This window comes from Chelatococcus asaccharovorans, from assembly GCF_003201475.1.
GTDB classification, from domain to species: Bacteria; Pseudomonadota; Alphaproteobacteria; order Rhizobiales; family Beijerinckiaceae; genus Chelatococcus; species Chelatococcus asaccharovorans.
The window spans coordinates 187,130-205,536 of the sequence record NZ_QJJK01000008.1; the positions used below are offsets into that span (position 1 = coordinate 187,130).

Consider the following 18,407-nt stretch of genomic DNA (forward strand, 5'->3'; position numbering starts at 1 on the left):
TAGACTTGACCTTGTTAGAGACGTGGCGCGTAAGAGGCTGCCCCGACCGCCGAAAGCGAGCGCGAATAAGGATTTCAACGATGTCGGGATTGCCGATAACTTCGCGTCGGCGGCGCCATCACCTCATATCAGTCGGCCCATCAAGGATCGTGACGGGCACCCATACGGACTGATCGATACAACCAGCTCGTGCATCATTCTTGAGCTCGGCCGGCTGAACGCTGCATGAACGGGGCCGATCCCGACCGTTCATCTTGGCGTATGCAAAAAGGGCCGCGCATCAATCGCGCAGCCCCTTGTCATGAAATACGATCAGATGTGCCGAGGCTATTCGGGCGCCGGGGTCCAGCGGACGGCGCCGTCGCTGAAGACCAGCATGCGCCCCTGCCAGATCGGCACCGAAGGCGCTTCGGAGGTCGACAGATCGGTCAGCATGGTCAGGAGGGCGCGCGCAACGCCGCCGTGCGAGACGACGAGCGTGTCCCGCGCGATATCGGCGATGAACGGCCTCAGTCGTTCGACCACCATGGCGTAGCTCTCGCCATTGCGCGGCGCATAGCCAAAGCGATCCTTGTCACGGATGGCGGCATTGGCGTTGTCGCGGGAGCGGATCTCCTTCCACGTCATGCCTTCCCAGATGCCGAATGAGATCTCGCGCAGCCGGTCGTCCCGGCGGAAGCCCTCGGCAGGAAGCCCTGCCGCCACCCGCAGCCGCTCCATGGTTTCGCGCGTCCGCTGGAGGGGGCTTGCGACATAGTCGAGTGCAGCGAAGTCCGGCACCAGGCGCGGCAGAAAACCGCCGACTTCGTCAGCCTGCCGGCGTCCGCGATCGTTCAGTTGCGTATCGCGCTGCCCCTGGAGGCGCCCTTCCGCATTCCAGGCCGTCTCGCCATGGCGGACGAAATAGATCGTCGGGGCCACGCCTCAGTCCCTGCCAAGGACGATATCGGGCGCTTCCGGGTTCTTCATGCCGACGACATGATAGCCGGCATCGACATGGGTCACCTCGCCGGTGATGCCGCGCCCCATGTCGGACAGGAGGAAAGCGGCGCTTTCGCCGACCTCCTCGATGGTGACCGTGCGCCTGAGCGGCGAGTTGTATTCGTTCCACTTCAGGATATAGCGGAAATCGCCGATGCCCGAAGCGGCAAGGGTCTTGATCGGCCCCGCAGAAATGGCGTTGACGCGGATGTTCTGCGGACCAAGGTCGGCCGCGAGATAGCGCACGCTTGCCTCGAGCGCCGCCTTGGCGACACCCATCACATTATAATGGGGCATCCATTTCTCGGCGCCATAATAGGTCAATGTCAGGATGGAGCCGCCATCGGTCATCAGCTTCTCCGCGCGCTGGGCGACCGCCGTCAGCGAATAGCAGGAGATCAGCAGCGACTTGGTGAAGTTGTCCTCGCTCGTGTCGAGATAGCGCCCGGTGAGCTCATCCTTGTCGGAGAAGGCGATGGCATGCACGATGAAATCGAGCTTGCCCCACTCCTTCTCGATCGCCGCGAAGACCGCATCGATCGTCGCGCCGTCCGTCACATCGCAATGGCCGGCGATGAAAGCTCCGAGTTCAGCGGCAAGCGGCTCGACCCGCTTCTTCAGCGCGTCACCCTGGTAGGTCAGGGCAAGCTCCGCACCATGGGCACGGGCGGCCTTGGCAATTCCCCAGGCAATCGAGCGGTTGTTGGCAACCCCCATGATCAATCCGCGTTTGCCGGACAGGATGGACGAAGTGCTTTGGGTGTTATCAGCCATGGCCATGAAACGTTGTGGATACGAAGGGCGAGGAATCATCGATCGTCAACAGAAACGCAAGGCATCATTAGCTGAGGGTTGCCGACGACGGAAGCCTCACCGGCAGCTCCGCCGTTCACAGCGTGCCTGCATCTGCAACAGTCGATCACGAAAATGCCGATGACTGGGGTTTTTTCCCTGTCTCAGCTTAAGTTTCCGTCATCGCATCGGCGAAAGGATTTGTTAATGATCAAGGGGGCTGACCACGGAGCTGACATGCGTCCATTGCAGAGGACCTGTGTCGCGGGGGTGCTATAAGCCCCGCCGTCGTCATTGTGCAACGCAGCATCGCATCCCTTGAACATGTCTCATGCCGTCGCCGGTCAGCTTACGAACGCCGGCACCGCTCCGGCGCACCGCGTCGCCGCTTCGCCCCAGTCTCTCCTCGCGCTCGCCCTCGGAACCGCAGGGGTCGTCTATGGCGATATCGGCACGAGCCCGCTCTATGCGTTCCGCGAGGCGCTGGCCCATGCCGGGCCCGGTGGGGGGCGCGATGCGGTTCTGGGCGTGCTGTCGCTGATCCTGTGGACGCTCGCGCTGATCGTTACGGTGAAATATGTCATCGTCCTGCTGCGCGCGGACAACAACGGAGAAGGCGGCACGCTGTCGCTCGTCGCCCTGCTGCAGCACGCCAGGGGGAGCCGCAGCGGCTTCGTGATCCTGCTCGGCATCATCGGCGCGGCCCTGTTCTACGGCGATGCGGTGATCACGCCAGCGATCTCTGTCCTGTCGGCCGTCGAAGGCCTGAAACTGATCACGCCGGTGTTCGAACCCTATATCCTGCCGCTGGCCGTCGCGCTTCTGGTCGTGCTTTTTGCCATTCAATACCGGGGGACGGCCCGCGTTGCCGCCCTGTTCGGGCCGATCATGGTGATCTGGTTCCTCGTTCTGGCGCTGGGCGGCCTCGGCGGGCTCGTCTCTAACCCGGGGGTGCTCATTGCGCTCGATCCGCGCTTCGGCATCGCCTTCCTCGCAGACCATGGATCCGTCGGCTTCGTCACCCTCGGCGCGGTCTTCCTCGCGGTCACGGGCGCCGAAGCGCTCTATGCCGATCTCGGGCATTTCGGCCGGGCGCCCATCCGCCTGACCTGGCTCGGGCTTGTCTTTCCGGCGCTCGCCCTCAACTATTGCGGGCAGGCGGCCGTGGTTCTGGACGATCCCGGCGCTGCCTCTGAACCGTTCTTCCTTCTCTTTCCCGGCTGGGCGCTCATCCCTGTCGTCGTGCTGGCAACGGCGGCGACCGTCATCGCCTCCCAGGCGGTGATCACCGGCGCGTTCTCCCTCAGCCGGCAGGCCATCCAGCTCGGCCTTCTGCCACGCCTGACGATCAGCCACACGTCGGACAGCCACGCCGGCCAGATCTACATGCCGCGCATCAACATGCTGCTGCTCGCCGGCGTGCTCTGCGCCGTCTTCGCGTTCCGGTCCTCGGCCGGGCTCGCATCCGCCTACGGCATCGCCGTCACCGGCACCATGGTCGTCACGACCCTGCTCGCCTTCCTCGTGGTCTGGCGGGTCTGGGGCTGGAGCTTCCTGGCCGCAGGAGCCCTGTTCGCCCCCCTGCTTTTCCTCGACGCGACGTTCATCTCCGCCAATCTGAGCAAGATGGGCCAGGGCGGCCTCTTCCCGCTCGTCGTCAGCGCCGGCCTGATCACGATCATGCTCACATGGCGGCGAGGCGTCCGCGTCGTGTCCGAGAAAACGCGTCATGCGGATGTCTCGATGGATGAGCTCGCCAAGCTCCTGGCGCTGAGCCATCCGCATCGCGTCAAGGGTACCGCCGTCTTTCTCACCGGCGAGCCGGATACGGCTCCGCGTGCCTTGCTGCACAACCTCAAGCACAACAAGGTTCTGCATGAGAAGAACGTCATCCTCACCGTCACGACCGCCGACAGGCCGCATGTGCCGGATGCGGAGCGGGTCGCCATCCGGCCGGTGAACGATGACTTCACCCAGGTCACCATGACCTTCGGCTATGCGGAGACGCCGAACGTGCCGCAGGGCCTCGCCATCGCCCGCACATGCGGCTGGCGCTGGGACATCATGGCGACGTCGTTCTTCCTGTCGCGGCGCTCGCTGCGGCGGGGACCGCAATCGAAACTCCCCCGCTGGCAGGCCGCCCTGTTCATCCGTCTGGCGCGCAACGCGGCCGACGCGACGGACTTCTTCCAGATTCCGACGGGGCGAACCCTGGAGGTCGGCGTTCAGGTGCCGCTGTAGGGGCAAGGCGTGCAGGGCCCCTCACCCCAGCCCTCTCCCCGCCCAACACGGCTGTTGCCGTGTTGGGCCCTTTGAGAATGCCAATTTGGCAACAGCCAACTTGGCTCGGGAGAGGGAGAAACAGCCGCCTTCTCACATGCGATAGGACGCAGGGCGCCCCGGCTCAATCGGCCGCCTGCTCGGCCTCGGAACGGCGCTTGCGCATCAGGCTCTCGAGCTCGGGATCCGGTTCCTTCGGCAACTCGATATCGATGGTGACGATCAGATCGCCAGCCCCGTCCTTCGTCGGCAGCCCCTTCCCGCGCAAGCGGAAATTGCGACCGCCGCTCGACCGCGGCGGAATGGTCATGTCGACCGCACCCTGCAACGTGGGTACCCGCACCGTCGCGCCGAGCACCGCATCTTCCAGCTTCACCGGCAGCCGCGTGCGCAGCGTCGTGCCATCCACCTTGAAACGCTCATGCGGCGCGATATGCACCGTCAGCAACGCATCGCCCGGCTCGCCGCCGAACGGGCTCTGCTCGCCAAGCCCTTTCAGGCGAATGACCTTTCCATCCGTGATGCCCTTCGGGATGGTGACCTCGATCTCACGGCTCGGCGGCAGGAGGATGCGACGCTTGGCGCCGGACACGGCGTCTTCCAGCGACACCGTGAGGCTCGCGGCGACATCCTGGCCGCGCGGCGGCTGCCGGCGGGCACGCTGCTGGCCGCCAGCCGCACCGGTGCGTGCGCCTTCGCCGAACAGATCCGCGAAAATGTCCTGGGGGTCGAAACCAGCCGTCGACCGCCTGAACCCGTGGCCGCCGCCCGTCGAGAAATTGAAGTTCTCGAAGCCGCCGTCATGCGGGCCGGCGCCGAACCCCTCAAACCCCTGGAACCGCGGCTTGCCTTCGGCGTCGATCTCGCCGCGGTCGAATTGCGCACGCTTCTCGCTATCGCTCAAGAGATCATAGGCCGTCGTCAGCTCGGCGAACTTTTCCTGCGCTTTGGGGTCGCTCTTGTTACGATCGGGATGATAGGTCTTGGCCAGGCGCCGAAACGCCTTCTTGATGTCGGCCTCGCTCGCCGACTTGCTTAGCCCGAGAATATCATAAGGGTCGCGCATGGGTCCTCACTGCCGTGCAACCTTGTCGGCTGGCACCGGCTCCCCATATGGGGCGAATGTTGCACAAATGCAACGCGTCTCGCGCGCCCGAATGGCGTTTATGTCCGCTTTTCTGCGGGCCCGGCCTCAACAACCGACCATTCCCCTCCCGATGGGCGGCACGCCTTACCTTGCAGCTTTCGCGTGCCGGTCTGCAAGACGAGATCCGCAAAAAAATCGCGGCACACGTCATCGCCCTTCACATAGGGCTGGCCCGCGGGTGCGAAGCTGCCCGAGAGCGCCGTCTCCGGATTGCTCCAGGGAGCGCTCGCGCCATTGCCGATCGGGTCGAGCGCGACACTCATGGCGCTCTTGGCGCGGCGCCAATCCTCCGCCGTCAGTTCCGGCGACAAGGGTGAGGCCTGTTGGGCGACAACAGGCACTGAGGCCGTTACATCGTCTTCCATCAGGCCAGCAACGGGAAAGGATATGCTGCACCCGCCAGCGATAAGGGCAAGCGCGACAACTCCGAGAGAAAGAACAGCACGTCTTATCGTCTGCGCTGCCTCGCCATGCTTGCTATTTCCCCTATAATCCAGCACTGACAGACCGCGCATTAAGCGCCCTTCCGCGAACTCCACATCCAAAGGAATTTAGGCTTTGGAACCGTTAATGAGCCGTGACTTTTCGGACGATAACGACCCCTTCCAGCTCTTTTCGACCTGGCTGAGGGACGCGGAAGCGGGCGAGCCGAACGATCCGAATGCGATGGCGCTGGCGACCGTCGACAGCGACGGCCTGCCCGATCTGCGCATGGTGCTGTTGAAGGGCCACGACCAACAGGGCTTCGTGTTCTACACCAATGCGGAAAGCGCCAAGGGGCGTGAACTCACGGCCAATCCGCAAGCCGCCCTCCTTTTCCATTGGAAGAGCCTGCGCCGCCAGGTGCGCGTGCGCGGTCCGGTGGTGGCGGTCTCCGATGCCGAATCGGATGACTATTTCGCATCGCGGCCCCGGGGCAGCCAGATCGGCGCCTGGGCCTCGCGCCAGTCCGCGGCTCTTGAGAGCCGCTTCGCGCTGGAGAAGGCCGTCGCGCGCTACACGGCGAAATTCGGCCTCGGCGCCATTCCGCGGCCGCCCCACTGGCACGGCTTCCGTATCGTGCCGCTCGCCATCGAATTCTGGCATGATCGGCCGTTCCGGCTGCACGATCGCATCCGCTTTTCCCGCGGCACGAAGGATGCTCCGTGGAGCAAGGACCGGCTCTACCCCTGATTGTCGCGGGGAGAACGGGCCATGCGGTGGCGGGCGATCTCGTCCTGAGACGGAAGGCCTCATGGCCTGACGGTGGCCTCCGTGGCCGATATCGCGCATTCTACACGTGAGCAGAATAGCAGCGGCCGGCATGGCCGGCAGGCGAGCAAAGAGCGATGTCCCAGATGTCCAACCAAACACGGCGCATCATGCTGCTGACCGGCGCCAGCCGCGGCATCGGCCACGCCACCGTCAAACGCTTTTCCGCGGCGGGCTGGCGCGTCATCACCTGCTCGCGCCACGGATTTCCCGAGCAGTGCCCCTGGGAGATGGGCCCAGAGGATCACATCCAGGTCGATCTCGCGGACACTGACAACACGGCGGCCGCGATCGCCGAGATCCGGCATCGGCTGGAGACCGAGGGCGGCGTCCTGCATGCGCTCGTCAACAATGCCGCCATCTCGCCCAAGGGCGAGGGTGGCAGCCGGCTCAGCGCGCTGGAGACATCGATCGAGGACTGGCAACGCGTCTTCCGGGTGAATTTCTTCGCGCCGATCATGCTGGCGCGCGGGCTTGCCGAGGAACTGGCGCGCGCCCGCGGATCGGTCGTCAACGTCACCTCCATCGCCGGCAGCCGCGTTCACCCCTTCGCCGGCTCGGCCTATGCCACATCCAAGGCGGCGCTGGCCTCCCTGACACGCGAGATGGCGGCGGACTTCGGCCCCCTTGGCATCCGTGTCAACGCGATCTCGCCGGGTGAGATCGACACGTCGATCCTGTCACCGGGCACCGAGAAACTCATCGACCAGATCCCCATGCGCCGGCTCGGCACACCGGACGAGGTCGCAAAAGCCATCTATTTCCTGTGCACGGAGGCATCGTCCTATGTGGCCGGCGCGGAGTTGCACATCAACGGCGGCCAACACGTCTGAGAGGCGCGAGGCCATGATGGAAGGGATGGCGCCATGACCGCATCCCTCGGCGATACCCCTGCCAGCCGGACGGATGACCGGCTTTTTCCGGCCGCGCCCCGGCTCGCGGCGAGCGTCGCCGTCTTCCGCGACGGCAAGGTGCTGCTCGCTGCGCGGCAGCATCCGCCCATGGCCCAGGTCTGGAGCCTTCCCGGGGGCCATGTGGAGCTCGGCGAAACCCTCGAAGCCGCAGCGCTTCGGGAACTCGCGGAAGAAGTGGGCGTCCGGGCCACCATCCACGGCTTTGCCGGCCACGCGGAGATCATTGAGCGCGACGGTACGCGCGTAAAACGCCATTTCGTCGTGGCTGCCTTTGCGGCAATCTGGCGAAGCGGCGAAGCGGCCGCGATTGCCGAAGTCGCTGGGGTGGCCTGGGTTGATCCGCGCGATCTCGGACAGTGGCCCGTCACCCCGGGGCTGCGTGACATCGTCGCCCGTGCCGCCGCAATTGTTGAGGGTCGTGCACCGATCACGGTGCCCAACCATGGTTCCACCTGACTAGCCAGGTTTGAGGCAAGATCGAGTGCACGAAGGTCACGCGCCGCCCTCCAGGCAGCTTCATCACCGGTACCGTCGTGAAGCGGAGGGCTATCGCCTTGCCGCTGCGGTCGCTCTCGTGCTGGCGATGGCGCTGCCGGCGCCGGCTGCCACCGCACGGAGCCAGGACGGCGGACCCTGGGCAATCTCGGCAGGGCTCGGCCCCACAGCGGCCGCCAATGGTTCTCCGGACCGCCCCGCCCTGCCGCTGCATTATGTGCTGACACGGGATAAAGGCGCCCAGGAGCAGAACCAGGACACCACCGGCGCGGTTTCGCCACAAGCCACGGCACCCTCGTCGGCGCCGGAGGAGCGCCCTCTCTATGAGGCCCAGATGCTGCGGCTGGCGGAGGTGCTCGGCGCCCTCTCCTTTCTGCGCAGTCTCTGCGGCGCCAGCGACGCCCCCCAATGGTACGATAAGATGCGCGCATTGATCGACGCCGAGGCGAGCACCCCAGCTGAACGCGAGCGGCTGGCGGGATCGTATAATCGCGGCTTCAACGGTTATGCCCTCACCTACCGGCACTGCAACGCCTCGGCAGAGGCCGCGATCGCGCGCTTCCTCGACGAGGGCGCACGGCTCGCGACGACGATTACGTCGCGCTTTGGGGGCTGAATCAGGCTATTTTCCGGCTCAGAAACGGCCCCGGCTGTCGTTTTTCTGCATCAGGGTAAATGTGTTTGAGGCCTGCAGGCCGATTTCCTGTGTGTCGTTAACCGCCCTGCAACAACTGGCTGGCGCCGGCCGTGCTTCCTGCGTAATCTCGAATCGTTGCGCCTTTTCCCTCTTGAGGACCGCTGGTTTTACGCATGAACGATTCTCAGCCCGATCTCGATATCACCGACACGAGCGAGGAAAAGCGGGCTGCCTTGGCTTATCTCAGCGAGGCCTTCGCGGAAGCGCAGCTTGACGGTCTGGATGGCGACTGCGTGGCTCACGCGGCCCTCTTCACCGCCTTCCACGAGCTCGTCATGACCTATGGCGAGGAAGCGGTCGCCCGTTTCGCGGAAAATCTGCCCACACGGATCCGTGGCGGCGGTTTCACGAGCGGCCTGCGCCACTAGAGCAAATCCGGCTTGAAGAGAATCGGCTGATCCCTTCCAAGCCGATGAATTTTCTTGTTTATTCTGGAGCGGAGCAAGTCCGCAAAAGACGGGTTTGCTCTGGGATCTTCACACCGAACCCTCTGCGTAAAGCTTGAGGTTGCCGATCGCTCGACCTATGTGTGAGCGACCATGCCGTATGCGCCGCATGGAGGTTTGTCGGTCAATCGCAGTCGCGGAGGAAAGTCATCATGCCGTCAGCATTTCTGGCGGATCGCGGTGTCATCCGCATCTCCGGCACTGATGTCCTTGATTTTCTGCAGAACATCCTCACGTGCCGCCTGGACGATCTGCAACCCGGCGCGGGCCGTCTCGGCGCGCTGCTTTCGCCGCAGGGCAAGATCCTGTTCGACGGCCTGTTTGTGCCTGCGCCCGAGGGTGGCTTCCTGGTCGATACGGCACAGGCCTTCCTTCCCGATTTTCTCAAGCGGCTTACGTTCTACAAGCTGCGCAGCAAGGTCACCCTGGAGGACCTGTCGGCGACGCTTGCGGTCGCGGCGGGATGGGATGATGCGCAGGAGCCGAAAGGCACATTGCTCGCCTATGACGACACCCGCGCTCCCGGTCTCGGCCGTCGCTTCATCGGCGAGCGGGCCGCCTTCGCGACGGCCGGCCTTCTGGATGCCGCCGCCTATCACGCCCATCGCATCGCGCTCGGCGTGCCGGAAGGCGGGAAAGACTTCAGCTATGGCGACGCCTTCCCCCACGAGACGATGATGGACCAGATGGGTGGCGTGGTCTTCGACAAGGGCTGCTACATCGGCCAGGAGGTCGTCTCGCGCATGCATCATCGCGGCACGGCGCGGACGCGCATCGTCGTGGCGTCCTTTGCGGATGGCGAAGCGCCGGCCGCGGGCACGGCGGTGGAGGCGGGCGGCAAGCTCGTCGGCCAGCTCGGATCCCACGCCGGCCCCACCGCCCTCGCGATGCTGCGGCTCGACCGGGTCGTCGACGCGCAGGCCGCGGGCCTGCCGCTGCTTGCCGACGGCCGGCCGTTGACGGCTGCCCTGCCCGGCTATGCCAGCTTCTCCTTTCCCGCGACTGTCGCGACCGAAAGCCCGACACCATGACTGACGCAGTGAACGACGCCCCGAGTTCCGCTGGCGCCGATGGCCTCATCGATCATCCCGACGGCAAGCGGCGCTGCTGGTGGCCGGGGTTCGATCCGCTTTACGTCACCTACCACGATACCGAATGGGGGGTGCCCGAGTTCGACGATCGCGCCCTGTTCGAGAAGCTCATCCTCGACGGCTTCCAAGCCGGTCTCTCCTGGATCACCATCCTGAAGCGGCGCGATGGTTTTCGCGAGGCTTTCGCTGGTTTCGACCCGGAGGCGATCGTGCGCTTCGACGAGGCCAAGCGCGCCGAACTGATGCAGGACACCCGCATCATCCGCAACCGGGCCAAGATCGAGGGCACGGTGAAGAGCGCGCGCGCCTGGCTCGACATCATGGAGCGGGGCGGGTTCTCGCGCCTGCTCTGGGATATCGCCGGCGGGCGCCCGCAGCAGAGCAACCTGCGCACGCGCGGCGAGGCCAAGGCCGAGACCGAGACATCGCGCCGGATGTCCAAGGCGTTGAAAGCGGAGGGCTTCACCTTCTGCGGCCCGACGATCACCTATGCCTTCATGCAGGCTGTCGGGATGGTCAACGATCACCTGGTGGGCTGCTATCGCCATGCCGAATGCGCGGCGCTCGCCGACCAGATGCCGGACGGGTTCCGCTAGTGGCTGCAGCAGGCAAAGGGGGAGCCAGGGCGGCACGGGCCTGGCAGCGCATGCTGTCCGGCCGGCGGCTTGATCTGCTCGACCCCTCGCCGCTCGACATCGAGATCGAGGACATCGCCCATGGGCTGGCGCGCGTCGCCCGCTGGAACGGCCAGACGCGCGGTCCGCATATCTATTCCGTGGCCCAGCATTCGCTCCTGGTCGAGGCCATCGCCGCGCATATCGTGACGGCGAAGACGGCCGCGGTGGCGCAGTGGCAGCTCGGCGTGCTGCTGCACGACGCCGCCGAATATGTCATCGGGGACATGATCTCGCCCTTCAAGACGGTGATGGGCGGCACCTACCGCGAGGTCGAGGCACGGCTCATGGCGGCCATTCATCTCCGCTTCGGGCTGCCGGCGACCCTGCGGGCGGATGTGCGCGACCTCGCCAAGCGGGCAGACCGGCAGGCGGCTTTCCTGGAAGCGACGCGGCTTGCCGGCTTCGACCGGACGGAGGCCCTGAAATTCTTCGGCCGGCCGGTGGCCTTGCCACAGTCCGTCTTGTCCTATCTCGAACCCTGGAGCGCCGATCAGGCCAAAGCCCGCTTCCTCGCGCGCTTTCAGCGCGTGAGTGCAGCGCCTGGTCCCTCGCGCGATGACGGCACGGTCGCGACGTCCGATTGAACGAGGCAACAGCATAGGGGCGCGGACAGCCTCTTTGCGGTTAGCGCTGAATCAATCCGTTCTAGCGATCTGACCGTAAACACGAATCGCCTTATGGTTGCATCCTTGACCGTCGTGACGATGACTCGTTTGGATCGACCCCATGCCCGCCATCCATGTCTGCCCCCTGTCCCGGCTCTCGGAGACCATGGAAGCCTCCTCGGCCAGCCATCTCATCTCCCTGACGAGCGGTAGCGCCACCATGGCAACGCCGGATGCGATCGCCGCTGACCACCACCTCAGCATCTGCATGAGCGACATCGTCGCGCCGCTCGAGGGTCATGTCCTGCCGGATGTGGAACATGTGGATGCGCTCCTCGGCTTCGTCCGCGACTGGCCGCGTGAGCACCCTCTGGTCATTCACTGCTATGCCGGCATCAGCCGTTCCACGGCGGCGGCACTGGTCGCCGTCTGCGCCTTGAACCGGAACCAGGATGCGGTGGAGGCGGCCAAAGCCCTGCGCCTCGCCTCGCCTTCGGCAACGCCGAACATCCGCTTCATCGAGGTCGCCGACGCGCGCCTCGGCTATGAAGGGCGGCTCGTCGCAGCCACCCATGCCATCGGCCGCGGCTGTGATGCCTTCGAGGGTGAGCCCTTCGTGCTTCCCCTCCATGACGCCTGAGCGCGGACCCCAGGCATGAAGCCGCCCACCCCGCCGACGACCGCGATCGAGATCGGCCTTGCCGCCGCGATCGTCGTGGTCAAGGGCGATGTGCCGCAGATCCTCGTGGCACGCGGGGGCGACGCGACGCCGGGCCTGCCATTCGGTATCTTCGACCCGCAAGCCCATCGCACCTTCGAGATCGGGCTCAGGGCCTGGGTGAAGGAACAGACCGGCTTCAGCCTCGGCTATGTCGAGCAGCTCTACACCTTCGGCGATCGCGGCCGGCATGCCCGGCGCGGCGACGGCGAACCGCATGAGGTGTCGGTCGGCTATCTCGCCTTGACCCGGCTCGGCGGCGAGGCGAGCGAGGTGCCGACCACCGCGCGGCTCCTGCCCTGGTATCATTTCTTCCCCTGGGAGGACTGGCGCCAAGGCAAGCCCGAATGCCTTGCCGCGCTCATGCCGGCGCTTGAGGACTGGGCCGGCGATGTCGTCGCCGACAGGGAGGACATCGAGCGGCGCGGGTTGTCACGCCGCGAGCGGCTCCGGCTCAGCTTTGGCTCGGCGAGCATCCCTTGGGATGAGGAAAAGGCACTCGACCGCTACGAACTGCTCTATGAAGCCGGTCTCGTCGGCGAGGCCTTGCGTGACGGACGGCCAAGCGCAGAGGCTCGCGAAAGCTTGCCGCCGGCCGGCGAGATGATGCGCTTCGACCACCGCCGGATTCTCGCGACCGCCATCAGCCGCCTCCGCGCCAAGCTGAAATACCGGCCGCTCATCTTCGAGCTCATGCCGCCCACCTTCACCTTGACCGCATTACAGCGTACCGTCGAAGCGATCGCCGGCCGCCACCTGCACAAGCAGAACTTCCGGCGGTTCGTGGAAGGCACGGCGCTCGTCGAGCCGACCGGCGACATGGCACCGACCGCCGGGCGCCCCGCCGCCGTGTTTCGCTTTCGCCGCGAGGTCTTGCAGGAGAGGCCGACGCTTGGCCTGCGCTTGGGCGGGCGGGGCTGACACCGTCGCTGGCGCCACAACGCATATCGTTCTTTTGAGGTAAGGCGACGCCATGGAATGGGTACTGCTCGGGCTGCTGATACTCGCCCTGCCGATCATGACGATCGCCAGCTTTGTCATGGCCTTGGGTCTCAGGCAACGCACCCGCGTGCTTGAGGCAAAGGTGGAGGGACTGGAGCGGGCTTTGATATCCGGCCTGCCGCAATCCCACACAGCGGCGGCGCCTCCGCCTGAACAGCTGGAGCCACCTTCAGAGGACGAGGCCGAAACGCTGGGGAGTCCGACGGAGGAGCCAGCGGACGCCGTTACGCCCGAACCGACGCCGGAGCCCGACATTCCCGAATGGGCGCAGGCGGCCCGCGAAGACACACCGGACGCGGCCGAAGCGGTGCCCGCGGCACCCCGCCCTGGCCTGGAGGAAAGGCTCGGTTCGCGCTGGGCGGTGTGGGTCGGCGGCGTGGCCTTGGCGCTCGGCGGCTTCCTGCTCGTGCGCTTTTCCGTCGAACAGGGCTATTTCGGTCCCGGCATGCGCGTCATGGGCGCGGCGCTTCTCGCGCTTGTTCTGGTCGCGGCGGGCGAATGGTTCCGCCGGCGTGAACGCGGCGCCGCCTTTGCCGGGATCCCCTCCGCGCATGTGCCGAGCGTGCTGACGGCCGCCGGGACGGCGACCGCCTTCGCGACGGTCTATGCATCTTACGCACTCTACGACTTCATCAGCCCCGCCACCGCCTTCGTGCTGCTTGGCCTCGTCTCGCTGGCGACGCTGACGGCCTCGGTCCTGCACGGGCCGGCGCTGGCAGCGCTGGGGCTTCTCGCGGCCCTCGTCTCGCCGCTGCTCGTCTCCACGGACGAACCCGAGCCCTGGGCGCTGGTGATCTATCTCCTGTTTCCCGTGGCGGCCTCCTACGCGCTTGCCCGATTCCGGCTGTGGAAATGGCTCGCGGTCTCGGCTGCGCTCGGCGCCGCCCTCTGGGGCGGCTTCCTCATCCTGGCCTTCAGTGCCGGTCATGCACCCCCGCTCCTGAGCCATATCGTCCTCCAGGCCTTGCTGGCGATCGCGCTTCTCGTCGTCGATCCGAACCGGGGCGTGGAGGAGGAGCGCGCCAATCCCGATCCGCTCGGCCTCGGCGTGCTGGCCCTTTTCGCCGGGCTCGGCGGGCTCGCCATGACGGTATCGCTCGACGGCGGCACCCGCGCGCTCTTTGGCGGGATCATGGTCGGCGTCTATGTCGCCACCGCGGTCCGGATCGCACCGGCCGCCGCTGGCGCGGCGCTGGCCGCCGCCATCGCCGGCGCCACGCTTTTCCTGTGGCCGGTTGCCAGGGAAGCGCGCGCCGAACCGCAGAACGTGCTGCCCGGCGGCGCGGGCAGCATCCCGATGCCCGAGACGCTCAGCCTCTATCTCACCTTCGCCATCGGCAGCGGCGCGGCCGTGGCGCTGGGGAGCCTCTGGCGTCTTCTCCGCGGCGCGCGCCTGCCCTTCGTCACCATCGCCTCCTATGCGGGTGCGGCCACCGTCGGGCCGCTCGCACTCCTCGTCATCGCCTATTGGCGTGTCGCCGGCTTCGACAAGAGCATTCCCTTCGCTTTGGTCGCGGCCGGCCTCGGCCTTGCCGCCACCTACGCCGCGCGGCTGATGCGGACGCGGGAAGCGGAAGCGCCCGTGCTGGCACTCGGCACCGGCGCCTTTGCCGCGGCTGCGGTCGCGGCGCTGGCACTCGGCCTCACCTTCGCGCTCGACAAGGGCATGCTGACGGTGGCCTTCGCGCTGGCCGCACTCGGGACGGCGTGGGTCGGCTGGCTCTGCCGCATTCCGGCGCTGCGCTATGTGGTCGGGGCGATCGGCATCCTCGTCCTCGGCCGCGTCATCTGGGATCCGACCCTCACGGGCGGCGATCTCGGCACGACCCCGATCCTGAACTGGCTGCTCTGGGGCTACGGCGTGCCGGCGGTCAGCTTCGGCCTTGCCGCGGTCATCCTGGCCCGGCATGGCCGTGACGCCATCACGCAGCTCTGCGAGAGCCTGTCGATCGTCTTCGCGGCGCTGCTCGTCTTCTTCCAGATCCGCCATGCGCTCAACGGCGGTGACGTTCTCAAGGAGGCTTCGAGCCTGGTCGAAGCCGGGCTGATGGTGACATCGAGCCTTCTGTTCTCTCTGGTCATGGTGCGCTTCGACGCCCGCCGCCGCGATCCCGTCTATCGTGTCGCGTCGCTTCTGTTCGGCGCCTTCTCGCTGGCGGTGTCCTTCGGCCTGCTGGCGGTCGTCGACAACCCCGCCTTCTCGGGCGATGCCATTCCCGGCGGTGCGATCTTCAACGGACTTCTTCTCGGCTATCTCATTCCGGCGCTCGCCGCCTTTGCGGTGGCGTGGTATGCGCGGCCAAACCGGCCGGCATGGTATGTCTACACCGCGGCCGGCCTCGGCCTGTTCCTGCATCTCCTCTATATGCTCCTGGAGATCCGCAGGCTGTTCCAGGGGCCGGTGGTCAGCCTCTGGCGGATGACCGGCGAGACCGAACTCTGGGTTTATTCGCTGGCCCTGATCGCCATGGGCGTACTGCTGCTCGCCATCGGGCTGTTGTGGAATCTTCGCCTCGCCAGGCTTCTCTCCGGCGCCTATATCCTCGCCGCCGTGCTCAAGGTCTTTCTGGTGGATCTGGCTAATCTGGAAGGCGCGCTCAGGGCGCTCTCCTTCATCGGCCTCGGCCTCGTCCTGGTCGGCATCGGCCTCGCCTATCAGAAGCTTCTCCTGAGGACGCGACCAGGTCCGCCGCCTCCTCGCACGCCGATCGCCGCGCCGCCGCAATAAAGCCGCGGGGGACGGGGACAAGGTGGATGGCCCCGGGCTTTGAGGCTTGACGCTTGCAAGCTCGAAGCTTGCAGGTTCCAGGCTTGCAACTTGGGGGGCAAACGGGTGATAACGCGCATCATGAGCCAGGATGTTTCGACCAAGGATGCCTCTTTGACCAAAGGTTCCTCTTTGACCAAGGGTTCCTCCGGCGCCACCGATCAGGCCGACATCGCCGCCCTGCCTTTCGAGCGAGCGCTGGCGGAGTTGGAGCAGATCGTCGCGCGGCTGGAACGCGGCGACGTGGCGCTTGAGGAATCACTTGCCATCTATGAGCGTGGCGAGGCTTTGAAGGCGCATTGCGAGGCGCTGCTGAAGCGTGCAGAGCAGCGCATCGAGAAGATCACCCTGTCGTCAGACGGACGCGCGACGGGGACAGAGCCGCTCGACGTGGAGACCTGATCGACCCGTCCGACCGGATCGACCAGTCCGCCTGTGTCGAGCGGGTCGGTCATCCCTATGCGTGAGGACCCCTGCCGTGCCGGCATTGACCCCCCTTCTGGACACGATCGCCCTGCCCGAGGATCTGAGGCGCCTGCCCGACGCAGCGCTGCGGCAGGTCGCGGACGAGTTGCGGCAGGAGACGATCAGCGCGGTCTCGATCACAGGGGGCCATCTCGGTGCGGGACTTGGCGTCGTCGAACTGACCGTTGCGCTCCATCACGTCTTCGACACACCGTATGACCGCATCATCTGGGACGTCGGCCATCAGGCCTACCCGCACAAGATTCTCACCGGACGGCGCGACCGCATCCGCACCCTGCGCAAGCCGGGTGGCCTGTCCGGCTTCACCCGCCGCTCCGAGAGCGAATACGACCCGTTCGGCGCCGCGCATTCCTCGACCTCCATCTCGGCCGGGCTCGGCATGGCCGTCGCCCAGACGCTGGACGAGGCGAGCGGCAGAGACCCGGGCGGCAAGGATCCGGGCGAGAAGGCTTCGGCCAAGAAGCCGCGCAACGTCGTCGCGGTCATCGGCGACGGCGCCATGTCGGCCGGCATGGCCTATGAGGCGATGAACAATGCCGGCGCGATGAACGCGCGGCTCATCGTCATCCTCAACGACAACGACATGTCGATCGCGCCGCCGGCGGGCGCCATGTCGGCCTATCTCGCGCGTCTCGTCTCCGGCGGCACCTACCGCTCGATCCGCGAGGTCGGCAAGCAGCTCGCCCGCCACCTGCCGAAGTTCCTCTATGAGAAGGCGCAACGCGCCGAGGAATATGCCCGCGGCTTCTGGACGGGCGGCACGCTGTTCGAGGAACTCGGCTTCTACTATGTCGGCCCGATCGACGGCCACAACCTCGACCACCTGCTGCCGGTGCTGCGCAACGCCCGGGATGCGACCTCCGGACCGATCCTCGTCCATGTGGTCACCCAGAAGGGCAAGGGCTATGCGCCCGCCGAGGCCTCGGCCGACAAATACCACGGGGTTGGCACCTTCGATGTCATCACCGGGGTCCAGGCCAAGCCCAAGAGCAATGCGCCCGCCTATACCAAGGTCTTTGCCGAAAGCCTGATCACGGCGGCGCGCGCGGATGAGAAGATCGTCGCCGTCACCGCCGCGATGCCCTCCGGCACGGGGCTCGACCTGTTCGGCCAGGCCTTCCCGACGCGAACCTTCGACGTCGGCATCGCCGAGCAGCATGCGGTGACCTTCGCGGCCGGCCTCGCGACGGAGGGCTACAAGCCCTTCTGCGCCATCTATTCCACCTTCCTGCAGCGCGCCTATGACCAGGTGGTCCACGACGTCGCCATCCAGAAGCTGCCGGTGCGTTTCGCCATCGACCGGGCCGGGCTCGTCGGGGCGGACGGCGCGACCCATGCCGGCTCCTTCGACATCGGCTTCCTCGGCGCGCTGCCGGATATGGTCGTGATGGCGGCCGCCGACGAGGCGGAGCTCGTCCATATGGTCGCGACCGCCGCCGCCTATGACGCGGGGCCGATCGCCTTCCGCTACCCGCGTGGCGACGGGGTGGGCGTCGACATGCCGGAGAAGGGTATCCCGCTTGCGATCGGCAAGGGACGCATCCTGCGCGAGGGCACGCGCGTCGCCCTGCTGTCACTCGGCACGCGGCTGGCGGATTCGCTGAAAGCGGCTGAGATTCTCGAGGCGCGCGGGATCTCCACGACCGTCGCCGACGCCCGTTTCGCCAAGCCGCTCGATCTCGACCTGATCCGCCGGCTCGCCCGCGCGCATGAATGCCTCATCACCGTCGAGGAGGGCGCGGTGGGCGGCTTCGGCGCCTTCGTCCTGCAGAGCCTCGCGGCCGAGGGCGCGCTCGACCGTGGCCTGAAGGTGCGGACGCTGACGCTCCCCGACGCCTATATCGACCACGGCAAACCGGAAGCGATGTATGCGGCTGCCGGCCTCGATGCGGCAGGCATCGTCGCGCAGGTCTTCGCGACACTCGGGCAGGCCGAGGTGGCGCGCAGCGCCTGAAGGCCCGGTGATGACGGCGCGGCCTCGCCCGGGTTCCTGGCCCGGGATCGTGACCACTCGGCCGACTTGCAATGTCTTGCCGCGTACCCCATTCTTCCTCTCCG

Annotated in this window: 18 protein-coding genes; 14 read left to right on the forward strand and 4 right to left on the reverse strand. The window is 66.3% G+C overall.

Annotated elements, in window-relative coordinates:
• Positions 1-327: 327 nt before the first annotated feature.
• A complete protein-coding gene (locus tag C7450_RS19760; RefSeq protein WP_110376165.1) occupies positions 328-921 on the reverse strand; it encodes a histidine phosphatase family protein in 594 nt (197 codons plus the stop codon).
• Between the two features lie 3 nt (positions 922-924).
• Positions 925-1,755, reverse strand: coding sequence for an enoyl-ACP reductase FabI (gene fabI, locus C7450_RS19765; protein ID WP_110376371.1), 831 nt, complete (start codon positions 1,753-1,755; stop codon positions 925-927).
• A 342-nt stretch (positions 1,756-2,097) separates the two neighbouring features.
• On the opposite strand from fabI, the gene C7450_RS19770 reads away from it, so the two are divergent.
• Positions 2,098-4,014 (forward strand): potassium transporter Kup, encoded by a 1,917-nt coding sequence (locus C7450_RS19770; protein WP_110376166.1) that lies wholly within the window; start codon positions 2,098-2,100, stop codon positions 4,012-4,014.
• Positions 4,015-4,177: 163 nt separating this feature from the next.
• Here the strand turns inward: C7450_RS19770 and C7450_RS19775 are convergent, their stop codons facing one another.
• Positions 4,178-5,119 (reverse strand): DnaJ C-terminal domain-containing protein, encoded by a 942-nt coding sequence (locus tag C7450_RS19775; RefSeq protein WP_110376167.1) that lies wholly within the window; start codon positions 5,117-5,119, stop codon positions 4,178-4,180.
• A 98-nt stretch (positions 5,120-5,217) separates the two neighbouring features.
• Positions 5,218-5,565 carry an RT0821/Lpp0805 family surface protein gene (locus C7450_RS19780; RefSeq protein WP_245449960.1) on the reverse strand — a complete coding sequence of 116 codons (348 nt, stop codon included), beginning with the start codon at positions 5,563-5,565 and terminating at the stop codon, positions 5,218-5,220.
• Between the two features lie 205 nt (positions 5,566-5,770).
• On the opposite strand from C7450_RS19780, the gene pdxH reads away from it, so the two are divergent.
• From pdxH to dxs, 13 genes are all read left to right on the forward strand, one after another.
• On the forward strand, positions 5,771-6,373 hold the full coding sequence (gene pdxH, locus C7450_RS19785) for a pyridoxamine 5'-phosphate oxidase (protein ID WP_110376169.1): 603 nt from the start codon (positions 5,771-5,773) through the stop codon (positions 6,371-6,373).
• Between the two features lie 155 nt (positions 6,374-6,528).
• Positions 6,529-7,284 carry an SDR family NAD(P)-dependent oxidoreductase gene (locus tag C7450_RS19790; RefSeq protein ID WP_110376170.1) on the forward strand — a complete coding sequence of 252 codons (756 nt, stop codon included), beginning with the start codon at positions 6,529-6,531 and terminating at the stop codon, positions 7,282-7,284.
• A 33-nt stretch (positions 7,285-7,317) separates the two neighbouring features.
• Positions 7,318-7,821 carry an NUDIX hydrolase gene (locus C7450_RS19795; RefSeq protein ID WP_110376171.1) on the forward strand — a complete coding sequence of 168 codons (504 nt, stop codon included), beginning with the start codon at positions 7,318-7,320 and terminating at the stop codon, positions 7,819-7,821.
• 25 nt (positions 7,822-7,846) lie between these two features.
• Positions 7,847-8,476, forward strand: a complete 630-nt coding sequence (locus C7450_RS19800) for a TIGR02301 family protein (RefSeq protein ID WP_110376172.1) — start codon at positions 7,847-7,849, stop codon at positions 8,474-8,476.
• A gap of 194 nt (positions 8,477-8,670) precedes the next feature.
• Positions 8,671-8,925 (forward strand): hypothetical protein, encoded by a 255-nt coding sequence (locus C7450_RS19805; RefSeq protein ID WP_110376173.1) that lies wholly within the window; start codon positions 8,671-8,673, stop codon positions 8,923-8,925.
• Between the two features lie 230 nt (positions 8,926-9,155).
• Positions 9,156-10,034, forward strand: a complete 879-nt coding sequence (gene ygfZ, locus C7450_RS19810; protein ID WP_110376174.1) for a CAF17-like 4Fe-4S cluster assembly/insertion protein YgfZ — start codon at positions 9,156-9,158, stop codon at positions 10,032-10,034.
• The gene (locus C7450_RS19815) at positions 10,031-10,690 is read left to right on the forward strand and encodes a DNA-3-methyladenine glycosylase I (RefSeq protein ID WP_110376175.1); all 660 of its coding nucleotides are present in this window, start codon (positions 10,031-10,033) and stop codon (positions 10,688-10,690) included. Before ygfZ ends, C7450_RS19815 begins: the two co-directional genes overlap by 4 nt.
• A 50-nt stretch (positions 10,691-10,740) precedes the next feature.
• Entirely contained in the window at positions 10,741-11,355 is a 615-nt protein-coding gene (locus C7450_RS19820) for an HD domain-containing protein (protein ID WP_110376176.1), read from the forward strand.
• A gap of 142 nt (positions 11,356-11,497) precedes the next feature.
• Complete coding sequence (locus C7450_RS19825; protein WP_110376177.1) at positions 11,498-12,016, forward strand: tyrosine phosphatase family protein; 519 nt, start codon at positions 11,498-11,500, stop codon at positions 12,014-12,016.
• A 15-nt stretch (positions 12,017-12,031) separates the two neighbouring features.
• The gene (locus C7450_RS19830; protein WP_110376178.1) at positions 12,032-13,015 is read left to right on the forward strand and encodes an NUDIX hydrolase; all 984 of its coding nucleotides are present in this window, start codon (positions 12,032-12,034) and stop codon (positions 13,013-13,015) included.
• A 52-nt stretch (positions 13,016-13,067) separates the two neighbouring features.
• The gene (locus C7450_RS19835; protein WP_110376179.1) at positions 13,068-15,824 is read left to right on the forward strand and encodes a DUF2339 domain-containing protein; all 2,757 of its coding nucleotides are present in this window, start codon (positions 13,068-13,070) and stop codon (positions 15,822-15,824) included.
• A gap of 171 nt (positions 15,825-15,995) precedes the next feature.
• Positions 15,996-16,265, forward strand: coding sequence for an exodeoxyribonuclease VII small subunit (locus C7450_RS19840; RefSeq protein WP_245450008.1), 270 nt, complete (start codon positions 15,996-15,998; stop codon positions 16,263-16,265).
• Positions 16,266-16,341: 76 nt separating this feature from the next.
• Positions 16,342-18,303 carry a 1-deoxy-D-xylulose-5-phosphate synthase gene (gene dxs / locus C7450_RS19845; protein ID WP_170147336.1) on the forward strand — a complete coding sequence of 654 codons (1,962 nt, stop codon included), beginning with the start codon at positions 16,342-16,344 and terminating at the stop codon, positions 18,301-18,303.
• Positions 18,304-18,407: the final 104 nt, after the last annotated feature.